The following is a 17579-nucleotide window of genomic DNA, read 5'->3' on the forward strand; positions in this document are numbered from 1 at the left end:
CAAACCGCTTGACACTCTGGTAGCTGGACGGAAAGCCAAATTGATCAACCAGGTCCTGGTAAATCGCCTGCGCGTTCCGCTTCAGCCGGACCTGTTCTTCGATCCACGTCCGATGCGCTTCGCAAGCCGAACGGGCCAGGCTGCTGGTGACCGTCGCTTCCGATGTCCCAAAAGCCGGTGGTCGGGGTGGAGGAATTTGGCCGTCCGCGCTCACCGAGCCGGTGGTCACTTCCCCGGGGGAATTTGCCTCCGCACCAGCCTGCAGCGCCTGATAACGCCGGATCGTCTTGCGATCGACACCCGTCAGTCGGTGAATCTCGCGCTGGCTGGTGTTGCGATCAAGTAATGTAAGTACGGTGCTTTGCAGATGTCGCTTCAAGACGTTCAACTCCCCGGCCCCTTGCTGGCTAAAGGGGTCGAACATAAACGTCCTGCCTGACCGGCTACTGCTGTTCAGCGGCGCTGACGGCGATCATCAGGTGGGGGAGTTTCAAGTGACCATACCCGGGGGATTTTGACCGACCCACGGGGATCTCGATGGAAGAAACCAGCATTTGCGTTTTGGACCAGGCCGGAGGCGTGACATTCGAAGGTTGTGCGCCGACCAATCCGGAGGCGATCGCTAAGCTCCTACGGCGTCATGCCGGCAGTGCTGAGCGGATCGTTTTTGAAACGGGCTCGCTATCCAATTGGCAATGGCATCAACTCAGGGCACTGGGCTTTCCGGTGATTTGCCTTGATGCGCGTCACGCCAACGCGGCGCTATCGATGCGCATCAACAAGTCGGATCAGAACGATGCCAAGGGGTTGGCTGAAATGGCCCGCATGGGATGGTACCGGGAAGCTGCCGTGAAGGGGGCGGAGAGCTGGAAAACCCGTTCGATGCTGGCGGCTCGAACCAAGCTGGTAAATCTGCGGCGAGATATTGACAACCCAATGCGCGGTTTGTGCAAGGGGTTGGGAATAGTGCTCGGCAAGGCCGGCCCGACCAACCTGGCTCGCAAAGTCGATGCCGTGCTTGCTGAAGCGCCGGATTTGCGAGATATTTTCGCACCGCTGCTCCTTGCCCAATCCTGTTTGACTGAGCAAATTGAGAAGTTCGATCGACAACTCATGGCAGTGGCAAAAGGCGACCAAACTGTTCGGCGAATGATGACCGTTCCCGGTATCGGTCCCCTGACTGCCCTGTCCTTCGTCGTTACCATCGACGACCCCACTCGCTTCAAACATTCCGCCGACGTGGGCGCCTATCTCGGCCTGACACCAAGACGTTATCAATCCGGTGAGATGGATCGCACTGGCCGCATCTCCAAGCGTGGCAACCACCAGATGCGGACTTATTTGTTCGAGGCCACGAACGTCCTGCTGACCGTTGTCAGGCGAGGTTCTGCGCTCAAGCGCTGGGGCAGCAAGCTGGCCAAACGCATCGGCGCAAAGAGGGCCAAGGTTGCCGTCGCTCGCAAAATGGCTGTGATCCTCCATGCCATCTGGACCGATGGCACCGAATTCCAGGCAGAGATGCGCACCGCATGAACAAGTCTTAAACCAACCCAGATCCGCCTCCGGCGGAACAAGCGTCCCTGCCGGGACGAAGGTGTGGGCAATCTCGAAGTCGTCCCTGCGGGCTTCCATGCACCGCGCTCTTCACATCGAGATGCCACACCTCTTGAACGCCATCATGCGGCGCTCCTGCATCGAGACGACCGCAGAAAGAACCATGAACCCGGCAGTGGATCACTTTTGTTTGTCGGGGTTGACACTGTGCCCGCGATTAAAGAACGGACGACGACGTATCATCCGCGATGCGGCGTCCAGGATGTCAAGGGGATCTTTCCTGGTGAAAAGATCATGAGTTTCACCTCACTCGACCTTTGCAGCGACAACCGAGATCTCAATAAGAGTGCCTGACGACAAGGTTGCCCCGACACATGCCCGTTGTGGCCAGTGATTTGGGTTTTCACCAACCCAGTTCTTCCACTCTATATCGAATTCCTGCTTATCATCGAGATTCGAAAGTAGGACATTAACGGATAGGAGATATCGCTTGTCCGTCTTGAGGCGCGCCAATATACGTTCGAGCTTTGCGAAGCTGGCAGAGATCTGACCTTTCAAATCGAGGGTCTTGTCATCGGATGTTGCCACAGCCCAGACTAGATTACCGAACGCGGAACCGGAATTCCTACCGGCAGCGACCCCGCCAGCACGTTCAATTGGAGAAGCTGTATTCATTTCGGTTTCTTCCTCTAGTTTCATGACAGTCGAATTGAACGGAACCGAATATGTGCTCGCCCACAGCGACAGCTGGCTGCCTTTAGGAACAATTCGTGGTTAGAGCCGCATTCAATCTGCGAAGTCCAGTTCGCAAGGTGTCCCGGTTGCCAGCTGTCAAGGAAACACGAGCGCCGTGTGGACTGTCCCGTTCAGCTACTTGAAATTCTTTCCACCCGCGAACCGCCACGCCTCGCTGGCCTGCTAACTCGGCGATCGCCGCGGCATGGCGTAAACCAGATGCCCCGGCGATCCAAACGTGAAGGCTGTTTGGGCTTGATTGGTACGAGACTTTGGTGAGTTCTTCCTTTAGGATTCTATGCCGCTCCGCCATCTCGCCCCGAATTGCCCCCAAAATGCGGTTGGCGGTTCCATCCTCAACCCAACGTGTCGCGAGAATTGCAGAAATTGGCGAGGAAAACCACATCGACATCTTCTTGAACCGTGCATACACCTTTTCCAACTGGCGTAAATCTGGCGCGACGAAATAGCCAATTCTTAGTCCGACGGAAGTAGACTTCGACAAAGTAAGCACATACCACGTAATGTCTGGCGCCAATGACGCAATCGGCGCATCCGCGCTTGGCGGGAGGCATGCTTGTGCGTCATCCTCAATGATTGCTACTCCATGCTCTCGCGCAATCGCTACAATTTGCTGCCGTCGGTGGTTGGGGAGCATGGTTGCCGTGGGATTCTGCACCGTTGGAATAAGATATGCTGCCTTCGGTCGATATTCTTCACAGCATCGCTTGAAGTCTTCTGGAACGACGCCAAATTCGTCAATTCCTACAGACTTAACAGTGGCGCCTACCAGATTACATAGTATTCCTATTTGTGGATAGCTCAAAGCTTCCGTTAGTAGCACGCTACCGGGAGGCACTAAAGATGCGATGAGCATAAGTAAACTGTTCTGCGTTCCGTTAGTCACGACCACTCTACCTGCGTCAATCACAGTGCCTAGCCGCCTTTCGCACCAGGTTGCGCCGGCCTGTCGATCAGCCGGATCACCTCCAAATCGGTGATTGTGAAACGCGACTCCGGCCCTCTGGTCGCGGGAAATCTCACGAAGAGATTCATTCAAGATATCCGAAACGACTGGAAGCAGTGGCGGGGTGGCACGTACCAGCTCTACAAGGTTATGGGAAATGTTCATCTGATACTCGAAAGGTTCGACTGTGGTGCGGATTCGTTCCTCGCGTGCCGTCGGCGACGCGACATCAAGATAGGATCCGAGAAGTAAAACAGAACGTTCTCATGTTCATCGGCACCATCGTCTCATCTTTAGCAAGATCGTATATTCTTTTCATGATCGTATTGTACTCCTTCTGCGTCGTCTGCGCGGCCAAATCACGAACAGTTCGCCACGCGCGTACGTAGTCTTCTGGGGTGTACCATCGTCGATGAGCCGCCTCGAGCCTTATGCATTCCCCGAACCCGTGTCGCGTAAGGACTTCGTCCAGATCCAGCATCAACTTCCGGATAATGGTTGGCGCTCGTCCTAGGCCGGGCCGTGTCTCGTGAATGATCGCCTCGATCGCGCGAAAATGCGGGTCACGCTCTTCATCGCGCAGATCCCATAAGACGGATATGGATCCCCCGGGTCTCAAAATGCGATGCGCCTCGGAGAGTGCGCGCGTTGTATCAGCCCAATGCAGGGAACTACCAAGGCAGACCCAATCGACGGCGGCATCGTCTAGGGGAATGTCTTCGGCTGTTCCCTTCATCCAGTGGAAATCAAAGCCCTTTGCTGCTGTTAGTCTTTCGCCCTCGTCGCGCATTGCATCATTGGGTTCGATTGCAAAACCGGATGCGCCGAGTTCTCCAAGCATCTGGGTAAGCTTTCCCGATCCGGCTCCGATATCGGCGACGCGAGTGTCCCGGGTGCAAGAGACGACCATCCCGAGCGCGCGGACCAGCCAGTCGGCGTAGTTTGGGTAGATGTGATACTCGGTCGCGATCGATGTGTAATCGGCCCATTGATGGTGTACGTCTTGCAATTCCGTGGTGATCATCACTTGTGGTCCTGGTGTCCTCACACTAGTCAAGGTCTAAACGTCTACCGATAGAATGCGGAAAACGCATTGGCCGCGACGATTGACCTGGCGCCGACGTCGCATAGCCGTCGAATTGCGGCTCATTTCTCTTTCCTTCTAACGGATCTTTTTGAACCTGTGCTCAGCGACGGACCGAACACCCTCCTTTGAGAATCTCACGCAAGCATAGCGCTCAAGGCGGGGGTCGGTCCGCCCGTTGACTACCGCTTCTGCCACCAAACGCCCTACCAAGGGACCAAGTGTCAGTCCGCCGTGCATTACCGCGACATGAATTCTCGAGCACTCACCATGTCTTCCGATGATTGGCAGCCCATCTGACGGCATCGGTCGCGCGCCGATCATCCACTTCTGTTGCATTTCATCGAAGCCCCTTATCCATCGGAGCCCTTCGGAGACAAGATCTAGGCGTTCCTTCTCCAGACGCTCATGTAGAACCGCTGCGCCATTGTCAGGAGAGACACCTGCCAGAAAACGTCCTTGATCTCCTTCTTTGATGTGAAGATTATCCGCATACACAACATGGCGAAGGGCCTTGCCGCCCTTAGGAAACGAGAATTCGACGAGTGGTCCAGGCTCACTCGTCAATGGAACGGGGCATATACCCGCCGACATCAGGAGTGTATTGGTTTCAGTTCCGGCCGCCAACACAAGTTGGTCAAATTCAGTCCGTCCCATGAGATGGGAGATGACCAGCGCTTTGGTGCCGCTCGTTCCAATTGCTGAAATGTGTTCGCGCCTGAATTCTACTGAGAAGCGTTCCTCAGATACCCGGGCGAGGTGCTCACAGAGCGCCTTCGCTTCGATCCAGCCTTCCTCGGGTGTAAATACGCAAGCAATCGCCAAATGAGTCTTGACAAGGGGGGCGAGCTCGGCCGCGGATGACGCTGTGACGTGCCGCACGAGGCTGCCGAGTTCACCTATTCTTTTCGCGTTCTCAGAAAGCGCGGCGACGCCGCTTTCGGAGGAAGTAAAGCGCAGTGTTCCGGTTACATGAAGAAGTTGCTCACTTCCGATTTCGTCGGCAATCGTGCTGTGGTACCTGATAGCCTCGAGCCGGAACTGGAGCTCGGGTTCTTGTTGGCCGAAGGCATTCAGACAGGCGAACGACGTTGAGGAGACACCGTCACCAGGACAGGCGATGTCGAAGACAGTGACTTGTGCGCCAGCCTTGCCAAGGTGATAGGCGATGGAAGTACCAACAATGCCAGCTCCGACTACGCCGATTTTCATCATCTTCTCCTTTTGACAAAGGGCTTCCTCAAGCGCTGGCCGTAAGCCCACCGTCCACATACAGGATCTGACCAGTTACGAATCGAGATAGAGGCGATGCGAAGAAATGCACAGCTCCAGCGACGTCGGCAGGCGTCGCCAGACGCCTTAGAGGGATATCGGCTATGGCCCGGTGAAACGTCGCGGCGTCCTCAAGCGCCTTGTTGTTCTTATAAGTGCGTACAGCTCCAGGAGCGACTCCGTTGGCAGTGATCCCGTAGGGCGCCAACTCGGTTGCGTGCTGCTTCAAAAGAACAGCCAGGCCTCCCTTTGCAGCGCAAAAGGCGCTGTAGCCGCGGTCTCGGAAACCAAGTGACGACCGAACCGAGAGGATGTGAATTTGACTGCCGCCCTTTCCGACTTCAACCTGACGCGCCGCGACTGCCTGCGCGAGAAACATTCCGGCGCGCAATGTCCCGTGATAGACCTTATCGAAAGCCTCGTCCGTCACCTCGAGCAGCTTCTGCTCTCTATTGATCCCGACGCAGTTCACCAGAATGTCGATCGAACCATATTGGTGCTTGAGAGAGGAGGGGAGACGTCGCACTGCTCCAACATCGCACGCGTCGAGCTCGACACCTTGGACAGATAAGCCTCTGTCGCTTAGTTCAGCGGCAAGAGTTCGCGCCCGGTCGCCACTTCTTCCAGCAACAATGACGATCGCACCAGCGACGGCCAACCTTTCGGAGATTGCTGTGCCGATCGCTCCGTAGCCGCCGACGACCAATGCAACTTTGCCATGCAGGCTGATCGAATGCTGGGGCTGCATGTCCACGTTCTGAACGGTCATTTCGGTCCCCCCAGCGCTAGAGCGACGGGCTGCGTGACCCCGGTCGAGTTATCCTTGGTGGTGCGGACGTGTGTTGCACGCCATTCCGCGGAGCCAAATTGCCCCTTGAAAACCGGCCCGAGATGTTCTTTGGCGGTGCCGCCCAGTCGGACAGTTCCACTGATTGAGCCATCGTCTGCGAACTCACCCTTGAAACCGTAGAACAGCCAAATCGGTATCTGCTCGTGCGCAGCCTCGAATTGGACTTGGCGGCCATGAGCTTCGCCAGATACGACTCCGGTAGACGATCCCGTGTGATGGACGCCAGATATGAGCTCGCCGTTCTGCTGAATATTGAGATGGTGTGCAGCGGAACCGTGAAGGAACTGAATATCGACACGCCAAGTGCCCGAGATATCGACCTCTGCAGGACGGCTGAGAGCAGGTTGAGCAACGGACTGGGGTTCACGAAATGCGTCTGCCAAAGCGCGACCGACGATGTCCGCCTCTTCATCGCAGAGATTCACGGGATCCAGTATGATCGAGGTGGACGTGGACCAAAAATCGTGGATCAGAATCCGCGGTCGTCGCTGCAAGAGTGCGAGCCTTAGGTCTTCCGCATCAAACGAAATAACATCCGCATCCCAAATGACCTTCAGCCGAATAGCTGTCACGGAACTCGCCCAGGACAGCACTTCCGTCGTAACGCCTGGTAGCATGCAAAGGTGAGCCGCAATCCGCTTCAATCGCGGAAGCCATCGGTCGCGTTCGTCTTTGGCCGACTGAAAATTAATCCAGCGATCGAGCGCGGTTACAGCGCCGACTACCTCTTCCTTGCCGATCTTCATTGACCGGCCAAAGGCCTGATGAGGTGCACCATTCCACCAGATCGCCTTGCAAAGCCGCTCATTGCCGAGCACGATCGCAGTCGACTGCGGTGCACGGATATATTTGCCGCCTGCGTAAACAACCAGATCCGCTCCGGCCTCTGTCCAACGGTCGGGCTTTCCAGGCGAGAGGCCGGCCGCATCGACGAGAATGGGCACACTGTGCGCACGTGCAAGGGGCAAGATCGACCTTAGCGGCAACACCGACGAAGCGTCCATGCGACCGAGCACGCAGATCATCGCGGCATTACCATAGATTGCACGCGACAACTCGTCGATGGTGGCAACGCTGACAACTTCAGCGCCGGCGACGCGAATCGCCTGTTCGTAGGCGAAACGTTGATCCGAAGGGATCAACACCTTGTTGCGCAGTCCCGATGTGTCCGGCAACCGCAACATTAGCTCCGGATTGTTGCCGGCAATGCACGCTGCAGTCGTTAACGCTAGCGCGGCTGCAGTTCCGGCCGTGATGACCCCCCATTCGGCGCCGGTGAGCGTGGCCATCCTTCGGCCTGCGGCTTCAGCGAGTTCATCCATGTCGACAAAAGCCTCCGCAGCCGCGGTCATTGCAGCGATGACCTCGTCGCTCGGATTGCTTGCTCCATAAATCGTGCGGACTCCGGCGCATTGGATAAATGGTTCGACGCCGAGCTCTCGGTAGATCGAGCCGCGGGTGTGGTCTTGTTCGCATCGACGACTTGCTTGCGCGTACTCAAGATGCGTACTCATGCCAGTCCCCTTGTTGCAAGCATAATTGATGCCGCCACACAGAATGCCGTGATGACGAAGTACATAACACCAGCCGTCTTCGGTACTCGGAGCGGAGCGATGTGCAGGATCGCAACTACGATGAGGACCACCGCGAACAGATTGGGGAAAATCGCTTCGGGAATGATCGGACGGAGCAAGAATATGATTGCCGTCACCGGCACGACGTAGGTGGTCGGCACTCCGATGAACCGGCCACCGGGAGATCCGAATACGTTAAAATAGCTTAATCGCAACGCACTGGCCAACACGAGTATGGTTCCTGCGGCAACGGAAAGTGCTGAGCCGTGGCCAACGATTATTGACGTCACAGCCGGAAAAACACCAGCGCTCACCAAGTCGGCAAAAGAATCCAGATTCTTGCCGACATGACAGGTCTCTGCCCGGCGGCCCCGTGTTCGTCGGGCCACGACGCCGTCGAGGTGATCGGCCAGCAACGCCCAGAGCGCAACAGCGACCCCGATCTCCGGAAAGCCGGCGATTGCACAGTGGATGCCGAGGGCGGAAAGCCCAAGGCCAGTTGCGGTTACGGCGTTGGCCGGATCGAGAAGCTGACGGACCACTAGCACCGACCTTATCAAACAACTCGCCGCGCGAGCAATCGCGCTGACGATTGGGCTGATGTGGGACCGAAAATGCTTTCAGCAATTTTCAGATCGTCCGTGCTATCGATCTCATACCAGCGGAGACCGTCACATCGTGCGGCGGCAAGCTGTAGCCCGCGTCTTTGGACGAGATAGGCTAGTAGCTCCTCAGTGTACGCTTGTGTAGCTCCTGAGCCAATGATCTCATCTAGCGAAGGGACAATCGTCTCGCTCAGCGTAGCTGAACTGAGCCGCAGTATATTCATTGTCTTAAAGAGACCCGGGCCGTTGGATTCAATATCCGCTGCTGTCTGCTTCATTCGGAACCCAGATATAAATCCGTTCTCTGAAAGTGTTACGGCGGACCCTTGCATGCGCGAGTCGAACGGTGCAACCGCGGCAACATCGACAGTATCGGAAGAGGCCAGACAGCGCAGCGCATTCTCCTCAAAAAAGACGTCACCTTCCAGGAGATAGCAGTCTCCGGAAAGAAGCGAATTGCGCGCCAGCCACAGTGAGTAGGCGCTGCCAGTCCGGTCGAACACAGTCGACTCGACATAGTTGATCTTTACTTCGCCGAAGCGGCTGCCGCAGGCATATTGAATGGCATCCTTGCGATAGCCGACAACGATCGTCACTTCTTCGACACCGACGGCTTCCAGGTTTCGAATGGCATTGTGGAGGATTGGCGTGCCGTGAACCTCGACCAAGGGCTTCGGCCGCAAATCCGTCAGCGGCCGGAGGCGAGTGCCGGAGCCCGCGGCAAGAATGACGGCGTTCCTGGGAGTATGAGCAGTCATTTGATTATCCTCGTCGCAGCGATTGCCGAGCGCGTTGTCCAAGAGGTGCCACCAGTACTTCAATTGGTGGCACATCGGCCGCGCACTTGGTCGGAAGCCGCGGGCGCAGGCCATATGCGGCAACAACAATGACGTGACCTAGAATGCTGAGCATGATGTCAAGCCTCTTTGGTTGCAGCCTTTTCACTGCCACGTGTTCAGAATTGCGGTCACACGTCGCAAGGCCTTGTCGAGCAAGTCGAGATCAACGCCATATGACAGACGGACACCGGCTGAATCACCGAACGCGGTGCCCGAAACTGCCGCGACACCAGCCTCCATCAGCAACGCATTTACAACGTCATCGGCGTTGAATTCCTGGCTATTGTAGTTGGCGCGCCGCTGCAGTTCGGTGAGATCGAGATAAAAGTAGAATCCACCTTGGGCGGCAGGTGTGGGTACTGGTGTTAGCGCTGAAAGGATTGACAGCCCGAGCGTCCGCGCGTCGGCAACACGGCGTTGTAATTGCAGTTGGAAGGTGGCATCTCCTAACTCCAAGTGATGCAGTAGCGCATGCTGTGCAATGACGTTGGGATTGGAGGTTGTATGACTTTGTAACGCTTTGACCGCGCTAATAACAGTCTTTGGACCAGCCAAGTACCCGATGCGCCAGCCGGTCAGGGCCAACGACTTGGAGAATGAATTGACGATCAAAGTACGATCGCGTGCGTGAGGCGCCACCGTGACGATCGGATGATGGGAATGTGGCGCGTGGGCGAAAGCAGCATAGCATTCATCGAAGATGATCCAGAGGCCACGGTCGATAGCTAGCTGAGCCATGTCAGAAAGCGTGTCGCGGGCATAGACCGCCCCAGTCGGATTATTTGGAGTATTGATCACGATTGCCTTAGTCTTTGCCGTAACGGCCGCCGCGAGATCCGAAACCGTTGGCACATAGTTGTTGTGCCGGGTCTCAATGAAGACGGGCGTACCGCCGGCAATGATGATTTGAGCTGGGAAGGTGGTCCAGTAGGGCGCCGGGATCAGCACTTCGTCTCCCGGGTTTACAAGAACCATTGCCGCGTTGAAGAGCGCCTGCTTGGCGCCACTCGTCACTGCGATCTCATCTGCCGACCAGGGTTGTGCGGTTTCGGCGGAAATCTTGCGAGCAAGCGCACGGCGCAGCTCCATCAGACCGAGCGTGTCTGTGTACCGGTTGACGTTGCGGTCAATCGCGGTGATCGCGCCTTCCCGCACCGATGACGCCGTTTGGCTCCAAATCTCTCCGGCGGTCAGATCGATTATTTCCTTACCACTCGCGGCAACCGCCTTGGCGGCAGTGCTCGCCGCAGCGGTACCTGATGATTTGAACAAGACCGTCCGTTGCGCCAACACGCGCGTTCTCCATCGATCTAAATGTCGCTTGCGGTTGTTGCTGCAGTGTGGGGTCTACGAGCTTTCTGAAAGCCAAACCTCACTGCTCAGGAAGGACGCAACGTCCGCGTCGGCGTCTCTCCGTGAGAGAAATGAACTCGCTTGTAGCCCTTCGTCGGTGACTGGATGAAAGTTGAGTTGAGATGGGAAGTTCGAACTGAGATGCCGCGGTAATGTACGATCCGGCCGCACAGGAGCCCTCGCGCCGGACGATGGTGCACTCAATTTCAGGAAGAAAAATCGGTTCTTTGTTGAAAAGTACCCCAGAGTGTGATGGTAAAGCAGCCGGCCGCATCGTGTTGTTCCTTCGAGAATGAGTCGGTTGTAGTTGCGAATGGGAGGTTATTACCCTCGGCCGGGAGGGTGAAGATAGCGCGCTTCCGCGCTGGCAAGTTCGTCATACCTGAACAGTTCGAAGACCTCGTCGAGCGTCGCAATATTGGGCTCAATGCTCGCAGTGTTCTCCTCAGCGAAGAGACGACCGCAGACCTGCCGCATAGCGGCTATTGCAGCCCGCACGGAGTGGTTGGCCCAGATCACCGTGGAAATGCGAGCCTCGCGATAGGCAGAGACCGGCGTTCGATAGTATTTCGTTGGTACAATCACCACCGGCAGCCTGTTCTGCCAGGCGCGCACAAACGCGAGGATCTCGTCGGCGGCGGTCCTTCGCGAGTGAATGAGGATCGCATCGGCTCCAGCCTCGGCGTAGGCGTGAGCGCGCGAGATTGCTTCGTCCATTCCGTGGCCAGCGATTAGCGCTTCTATCCGAGCCACAAGGACGAAGTCTTGCGCGACTGTATCCTTCACAGCACGCAGGCGGCCAGAGAACTCATCGATGTCGGCGAGGGGATGCAGATCACCAACGAACGAGTTCATCTTCGGAAAGCAGCTGTCCTCCAGCGCGACCCCGGCAGCGCCCCGCTGGCGGAGTTTGCGCGCCAGCAGGCGAGCGTTGTTGAAGTTGCCGAACCCACCGTCACCATCGACGAGAACCGGCAGCTGGCTCGAATCCACGATCCGCTCGACGACGTCGACAAGTTGACTCCACGATCCTTCACTGGCGTCCCGGTAGCCCAGACATGATGCTATCGAAAGGCCCGATGCCCAGAGGCCGGTGAAACCTGCGCGTTTGGCGATCGCGGCGGAGAGACCGTCATGTGCTTCCATGAGGAACGAGAGTTCTCGGCTGCAGCCGACTTGAGCGCGCAGCATTTCGGCAAGCGACGAACCGCCAGATTGAACGGAGCCGTTGGCGAGGACAGATTGTGATTGCTCTTGCATGCTGCTTCCTCGTGCGCTTGACCGCGACGATCCGGGAACGTGACATGTCTCTGTCATCTAGATCAATTGCGAGGGTTGGTAGTTGACACTAGGCCTCAAACTGTGGGGTCTCGCTGTAGATGCGCAGGAACTCCGGATAAGGCCAGACCATTAGCAAATGATCAATCGCTTCTTGCGGAAGCTGCGCGCATCTCGCTGTGCTCCTGCGGCTCTGAGACCGCGCCGTGAGCGCACCGGTTCAGTTTAACAGCATTCCGCGATGTTCGATCGTTGAAAACGTTCGGGGCGCGAACGAGGGGTGTGGCACGGTGTCTCTTAGCCTGACATGGCGGCGGGTAGTGATGGAGCCGACAGGAGGACTCTGATGTCAGCTCTGCAACATGCTGTTCGCTTTCATGACACTTCAGATTGGACAAATAGCGTTTAAGAATCTAGGTAAGCGATTGGCACAAGCCTTGATGGAGGCATGCAAGCAGCAGTAGCGCTTGTGCAAGGAGCGGCAGTGGTGGCTTACAAGGGCATTGGATCTGAGTGGATTGTCCGGGACGAGTACGGGGTCGACCGTTCCAATGATGCAATGTCTGGCAACGCGCGGGTGGTATTGTCTGCATGATCGATTATTCGATCATGGTTCGCGACAACATCGCTGCGCGCTCGCGTCGCGGCGCCGCGCCTTTTCCGGGTCCTGTACCGGCCGGCGTCGATATTCGTGTGGCCGTCGAATTCAGATGGATTGAGGCCGAGGTCCGGCGGATGGATTCCGATGGACCAACTGCAGTTGATTGGAGGAAGGTCAGCACGCTGTCGCTCAATATTCTGACGAAGCAATCAAAAGACATTCTGGTTGCCTGTTGGGCAACCTATGCTTTGTTTCGGGTCGAGGGATATGAGGGTCTTGCCATTGGCCTCAGCATCTTGCGCGGCATGGGCGCGACGCACTAGGAGGGGCAATTTCCACCATTGAGGCAGGAAGGTGCACGGGTCGGAGCGCTCGATTGGCTCGTTGGTCGCCTGGGTGGCCGCGATTGTGCCGACCGCGGCCGACTCTTCGGCGATGGTCGCCGCCTATGATGCGCTTAATGACCTCGCTCGCCAACTCAGTGGGAAACTGGTCCACCAGCGGCTCGCTTTGGAGGGTTTGCTCCGGCGCTGCGATCGTATTACGAACAAGCCACCTGCGAGCTGGCCACCGCGCCCGAGCATAAGTCGACCATGAAGAACCTCCCAAGCGGGTGAGCGGGAGTCGATTTTTGGAGCGGAGCCAGGTTTGAGAATGCAAGCTTTTTGGGTTTGAAGGCCCGAAAGCTTGCAATTTCATTTTTGCGATTCGTCGGATCGCGGGTCATGATTCCGTGTTCGCATCGGAGGGGACGATGCGACCCAAGGAACGTCGGACAGCGGACAGGCCGATCTTCTGCGCTCGCGGCTGGACGCGATCATCGACATAAACCACGCTCTAGTGAAGCTTTCGCGGACGATCGACTGGTCGTTCCTCGAGGAGCGATTCGGCGCGGTCTACGAGGACAAGCCGGACCGGCCGCCGCTGCCGACGCGGCTGATGGCAGGACTTGCCATCCTCGAGCACACCTACGACCTCTCCGCGAGGTGTTGTCTGAGTGCTGGTTGGAGAACCGCCCCTACCAGTTCTTCTGCGGTGAGGAGTTCTTCCAGCACCGGCTGATGTCGATCGCTCTTCCGCTGACACGCTGGCGCCAGCGCGGGGCGAGGAGAAGCTGCAAGCGCTGCTGCAGGGGGAGCCTCTCGGTCGCCACCAAGACCGAAGTGGTCAAGCCGTCCGACTTCAACCGCGTCATCGTCGACACCACGGTGCAGCCCAAGAACGTGATGTTCCCGCCCGATGCGCGGCTTCTGAACCGGGCGCGCGAGATCATTCGCGGCGTCTTACAGCCGATCTTGGTCTCGGATGTCCCTCGCGACCTTGGTGATGGTGGTGACGTGATCCGCGACGAATTTCGGGCGGTCATGGCGGACAATGAGAAAACGTTCGAGCATTACTCATCTCGAATGCTCAAGCGCACCGGCGGCGTGAAATATCGATATTTGCCGGTAAGCGTTCCATTGACGAACTGAAGGCCGTGATGACCATAGATCATATCCTCACGTACGTAGCCGTCCGTTATGGCCTCTCGATTGTTGCCGCCAACTGTTTTTCGGTCAGTCGTCACCAGATGGCTGGCTGGCGGCGAGCCGAGTATTTCGATTATGGCATCGCGTGGTGTGCCAAGTTTCAATGAATTGAACTGTTTGGAAGGAATTATTCCGGCTTCCTTGATGAGCTCGGCTCTCATTCGCGGAAGATCCTCAGATCCAATTGGTCTACGAACCACAACTTTCTCGATGCAGTGTGAATGGATTGGGATGCCAGGGTGCGAGTCCCATTTGATGTAATGATCAGAGCGCAAGATCTCCCAGCCCGCTTCTGTATAGATGGCCTCCAGCTCGCCGCGCTGGAACGATTTCTTGTGACCAGATGCCAAAGACTCCTTCGAAATAGGATGGTCTGGTTGATCGAGCGTGTTCGTGAAGCAATGAAATCCCCCAGGGCGCGTTCGATTTATTAAGGTCGTGACGAGCGGCTTCCAGACTCCCCGTTCGGTGAAATGCAGTACGCAATGCGCTATAAAGATGTCCAGGTAAGCATGCGGCTGGAAGTCTTCCACACGAGCGACCCCACTCGTTATGTTCACGCCAAGATCACCTGCGAGGCGGTTCAGCTTGGAGATAGCGGTTTCGGAGATGTCGGTCGCGATCACCTGATGATCAAAATGAGCCAAATAGAGGGCATTGCGACCTTCCCCGCAACCCAGCTCCACAACCACGCTCTTCGTGCGGAGAGCTGGTGCTATCTCGAAGATTTCGGGACTGGGACCACCCATACACGATACGTTGGGTTCGGCGTAGCCCGAGTCCCACCAGAGTGGTGAATGCTTCGCGACCTCTTGCATACTGCACCTCACGCTGCCTGATATTGCTCTTCCAGAGCCACTATCGTGCCCGAGTAAAACATCCTCGCCACAATGCTCGAATATGTGAATCCCGAGTGAGTCAGTCGATAAGTATCACCGTCGGCCAGGTCGACGAGCTGCAGACATTCGAGCGCCTTGAGCTCTTCGCTGAAATCGGCGGTCAGTTCGCGTCCGAATACTGAAGCGTAGTTCTTTCTGCTCAGGGCTGACAACGTGAGGCCAAGCAGGACGTAGCGACGCGCGAGATCGTCCGGCGTCAGTTTGATCCCGTGCGATGCTATCGCCTCAGGATCGAAGGAGCGAGCCGAGAAAGCGTTGATGATCGACGAAGCCACACTCGAATTGACTGCATAGTCCGAGCCATAGTGATATTGCCCGAAATAGCTTCTGGCGCCAGCTCCTAATCCTAACAGGGGCGTTCCCTCGAAATCCGAGTTCTCCTGCCGGTAGGCTTGGCCGCCGGCGATCTTGGTGAAACGCGTAAAGGATTCCTGGCGGTAACCTTTGGCTGCCATCAGAGCGACATTCTGGTCGTAGACCTCATACTTTTCCGCATCAGAAAAGAATAATTCGGGGTCGTGCGCCTTCGAGGTCATGATGTTTGTCATCGGACGAACAACAACGGGGTAAAGGGAGACTGTCTGTGGCTCGTAGTCGAGCGCGCGGCCAAGCGAAAAGTTCCAGGAGTCACGGGTTTGACCACGCAGGCCGTAGATCAGATCAAGATTGACGTGGGAAAAACATTCCGTCAGTGCTTTGATTCCGGCTTCTGCAGTCTCGATCGAATATGGTCTACCAGTGTGCGCAAGCTCGCGGGCTACCATGCTTTGGATGCCCATGCTCATTCGGTTGACGCCATGCCCCTTTAGGCATTCCAGAAGGTCGTTGTCGAAACTGTCTGGCGCGCTCTCGACCGTAATCTCACATTTCCGGCTTCGCTTTGGAAATGCAGCGTCGAGGGCGGTAAAAAGATCGCTGAATTGATGTTGAGTCAACAGGGTTGGCGTGCCGCCGCCGAAGTAGATGCTTACAACCTCTCTATCTCCGAAGTATTCTCCATATCGCGCGATGTGCTCTGCCAGCCGAACAACATAAGACTCCCTCGTCGCTGCTGTTTGGCGCGTCGTAAGAAAGAGGGTGCAGTAGGTGCAGCGATAGCGGCAGAACGGGATATGGATATAGATGTTGATTTGCTTGGAACGCCTGGCCTGCTCAACGACATCAGTTATGCGGAGTGGCTGCGGAAAAGCCCGATAAGCGCGCTTGGAAGGATAACCATAGACGTAGGTCGGCAACTGCTTTTTCGCTATGTTTGTCCGAAGAAAATCCACACAATCCATGACTTAACTCGTTGATTGCCAAAGCCGGTGATTGCCTGAACGCCGTCCTTTGGCCGATCGCCGCCAGTTCATGCTTTGTGATCAACAGTTTCCATGGAAGCTGCCAATCCGCACTCGGTCACGGCGTTTTCATTACTTGTGCTCTTCAGGCCTGGCTGTGCGCCTTGCGTAAAAGGCCGGACGCTCGCAGACATAGCTAGCTAGAGGAGTTGCCACCCTGCGGAGTCCGCCAACGGCTCCTATGAACGGCCAAGACCTGCTTCCCGAAGTGCAGATGCTTCTTCAGCAATTCTGTCACACAGTATGCTGACATCTCAGTCTTCATTAATTGTCTCCCTCTTAGTGAGAGGATCAATCACTAATGCCGGTAGGCAGCTCCCGCCGCCGTGACCCGACGACACTCAAGAGTCGTGCCAAGTGCGTGGGAAGAGGCACCGAAAAGCCGTCCTGCATTTTATTCAACAACTTAACTACGAGCGCTGCGGCCTTTCGGTCGAACATCATGGGTCGCGGACGTGAGGAACCGGGGAATTGGGAGCGACGAAGTCATGTCGGAACAGCTGCAACCGGAAATGAGTGCTGGCCTTGTCACGGAGCCAGCAATGTTGTTTTGCAGACATCGTTAGCGCGCCGCACGTTTCCGGAGGGGGGCGCTCTGCCCCACGCGTTTGATTTCTTTTCGAAGGATTGCTCCTCATGGCCCAGACGCGACTTGCCGGGTTTCTTCGATGCTCAATCCGTGGCATTTCGGGAATGTGCCAATTGCATCGAGGATCGGCTTTGCGAGTCCCGAACACTGAATCGCTGAAAGGGCCGGCTCCGCTTTGAAGCATAATTGCCCTGACTGCGACTGTTCGCGGCGAAGCAATTTTGGGCACCGATTTGACAGGTATCGTGGTTGCAGGTGGAGAGCCGCTCGTCTGTCCAGGCGCAGTGAATGTCATAGGGCGTCAAAGACGTTGATTGACGGTATGTCAAACAAGCATGGAATCCGGAATGAGACTAGAACCTATCTCAAAATTGAAGATCAGCGTCGATCGGCTATAAAGGAAAGATGAGTCGGCTGACGGACGAGCAATGGGAGCGCATCCGGAAACACTTTCCGGAAGAGCACATTGCCGACGGCCGGCCGGGCCGGAAGCCGATTGCGACGCGTCAG

At 56.5% G+C, this 17579-nt stretch carries 14 protein-coding genes and 2 pseudogenes; 3 read left to right on the plus strand and 13 right to left on the minus strand.

Annotation, left to right across the window (positions count from 1 at the left end):
• Nucleotides 1-424 (minus strand): annotated as a pseudogene (locus tag XI08_RS11510) (IS21 family transposase); the annotation flags it as partial.
• Nucleotides 425-537: 113 nt separating this feature from the next.
• Between XI08_RS11510 and XI08_RS11515 the strand changes: the two are divergent.
• Nucleotides 538-1533 carry an IS110 family transposase gene (locus tag XI08_RS11515; RefSeq protein ID WP_271574466.1) on the plus strand — a complete coding sequence of 332 codons (996 nt, stop codon included), beginning with the start codon at nt 538-540 and terminating at the stop codon, nt 1531-1533.
• 327 nt (nt 1534-1860) lie between these two features.
• Here the strand turns inward: XI08_RS11515 and XI08_RS11520 are convergent, their stop codons facing one another.
• The 10 genes from XI08_RS11520 to aepX form a co-directional block, all read right to left on the minus strand.
• Nucleotides 1861-2229 (minus strand): Rid family hydrolase, encoded by a 369-nt coding sequence (locus XI08_RS11520; RefSeq protein WP_271574467.1) that lies wholly within the window; start codon nt 2227-2229, stop codon nt 1861-1863.
• A gap of 82 nt (nt 2230-2311) precedes the next feature.
• Nucleotides 2312-3421 (minus strand): aminotransferase-like domain-containing protein, encoded by a 1110-nt coding sequence (locus XI08_RS11525; RefSeq protein WP_271574468.1) that lies wholly within the window; start codon nt 3419-3421, stop codon nt 2312-2314.
• A 64-nt stretch (nt 3422-3485) separates the two neighbouring features.
• Nucleotides 3486-4280 (minus strand): class I SAM-dependent methyltransferase, encoded by a 795-nt coding sequence (locus XI08_RS11530; protein ID WP_271574469.1) that lies wholly within the window; start codon nt 4278-4280, stop codon nt 3486-3488.
• Nucleotides 4281-4418: 138 nt separating this feature from the next.
• Nucleotides 4419-5552: an NAD(P)/FAD-dependent oxidoreductase gene (locus XI08_RS11535; protein WP_271574470.1), complete on the minus strand. Its 1134-nt coding sequence runs from the start codon at nt 5550-5552 to the stop codon at nt 4419-4421.
• Nucleotides 5553-5580: 28 nt separating this feature from the next.
• Nucleotides 5581-6381: an SDR family NAD(P)-dependent oxidoreductase gene (locus XI08_RS11540; RefSeq protein ID WP_271574471.1), complete on the minus strand. Its 801-nt coding sequence runs from the start codon at nt 6379-6381 to the stop codon at nt 5581-5583.
• Nucleotides 6378-7976, minus strand: coding sequence for a hypothetical protein (locus XI08_RS11545; protein ID WP_271574472.1), 1599 nt, complete (start codon nt 7974-7976; stop codon nt 6378-6380). The genes XI08_RS11540 and XI08_RS11545 overlap by 4 nt, the downstream gene beginning before the upstream one ends.
• Nucleotides 7973-8578 carry a CDP-alcohol phosphatidyltransferase family protein gene (locus tag XI08_RS11550; RefSeq protein ID WP_271574473.1) on the minus strand — a complete coding sequence of 202 codons (606 nt, stop codon included), beginning with the start codon at nt 8576-8578 and terminating at the stop codon, nt 7973-7975. Before XI08_RS11550 ends, XI08_RS11545 begins: the two co-directional genes overlap by 4 nt.
• Before the next feature lie 14 nt (nt 8579-8592).
• Complete coding sequence (locus XI08_RS11555) at nt 8593-9399, minus strand: phosphocholine cytidylyltransferase family protein (protein ID WP_271574478.1); 807 nt, start codon at nt 9397-9399, stop codon at nt 8593-8595.
• Between the two features lie 183 nt (nt 9400-9582).
• Complete coding sequence (locus tag XI08_RS11560; RefSeq protein ID WP_271574474.1) at nt 9583-10773, minus strand: pyridoxal phosphate-dependent aminotransferase; 1191 nt, start codon at nt 10771-10773, stop codon at nt 9583-9585.
• A gap of 384 nt (nt 10774-11157) precedes the next feature.
• On the minus strand, nt 11158-12024 hold the full coding sequence (aepX, locus tag XI08_RS11565) for a phosphoenolpyruvate mutase (RefSeq protein ID WP_271574479.1): 867 nt from the start codon (nt 12022-12024) through the stop codon (nt 11158-11160).
• A 678-nt stretch (nt 12025-12702) separates the two neighbouring features.
• On the opposite strand from aepX, the gene XI08_RS11570 reads away from it, so the two are divergent.
• Nucleotides 12703-13035: a type VI secretion system ImpA family N-terminal domain-containing protein gene (locus XI08_RS11570; RefSeq protein WP_271574475.1), complete on the plus strand. Its 333-nt coding sequence runs from the start codon at nt 12703-12705 to the stop codon at nt 13033-13035.
• 431 nt (nt 13036-13466) lie between these two features.
• Nucleotides 13467-13974, plus strand: a pseudogene (locus XI08_RS11575) (transposase); the annotation flags it as partial.
• Between the two features lie 131 nt (nt 13975-14105).
• Here XI08_RS11575 and XI08_RS11580 read toward each other — a convergent pair.
• Nucleotides 14106-15059 carry a class I SAM-dependent methyltransferase gene (locus XI08_RS11580; protein WP_271574476.1) on the minus strand — a complete coding sequence of 318 codons (954 nt, stop codon included), beginning with the start codon at nt 15057-15059 and terminating at the stop codon, nt 14106-14108.
• Nucleotides 15060-15067: 8 nt separating this feature from the next.
• Complete coding sequence (locus XI08_RS11585) at nt 15068-16420, minus strand: STM4012 family radical SAM protein (RefSeq protein WP_271574477.1); 1353 nt, start codon at nt 16418-16420, stop codon at nt 15068-15070.
• Nucleotides 16421-17579 lie beyond the last annotated feature (1159 nt).

Origin of the sequence: Bradyrhizobium sp. CCBAU 11361 (assembly GCF_028128935.1) — a bacterium.
Taxonomy (GTDB): Bacteria; Pseudomonadota; Alphaproteobacteria; order Rhizobiales; family Xanthobacteraceae; genus Bradyrhizobium; species Bradyrhizobium niftali.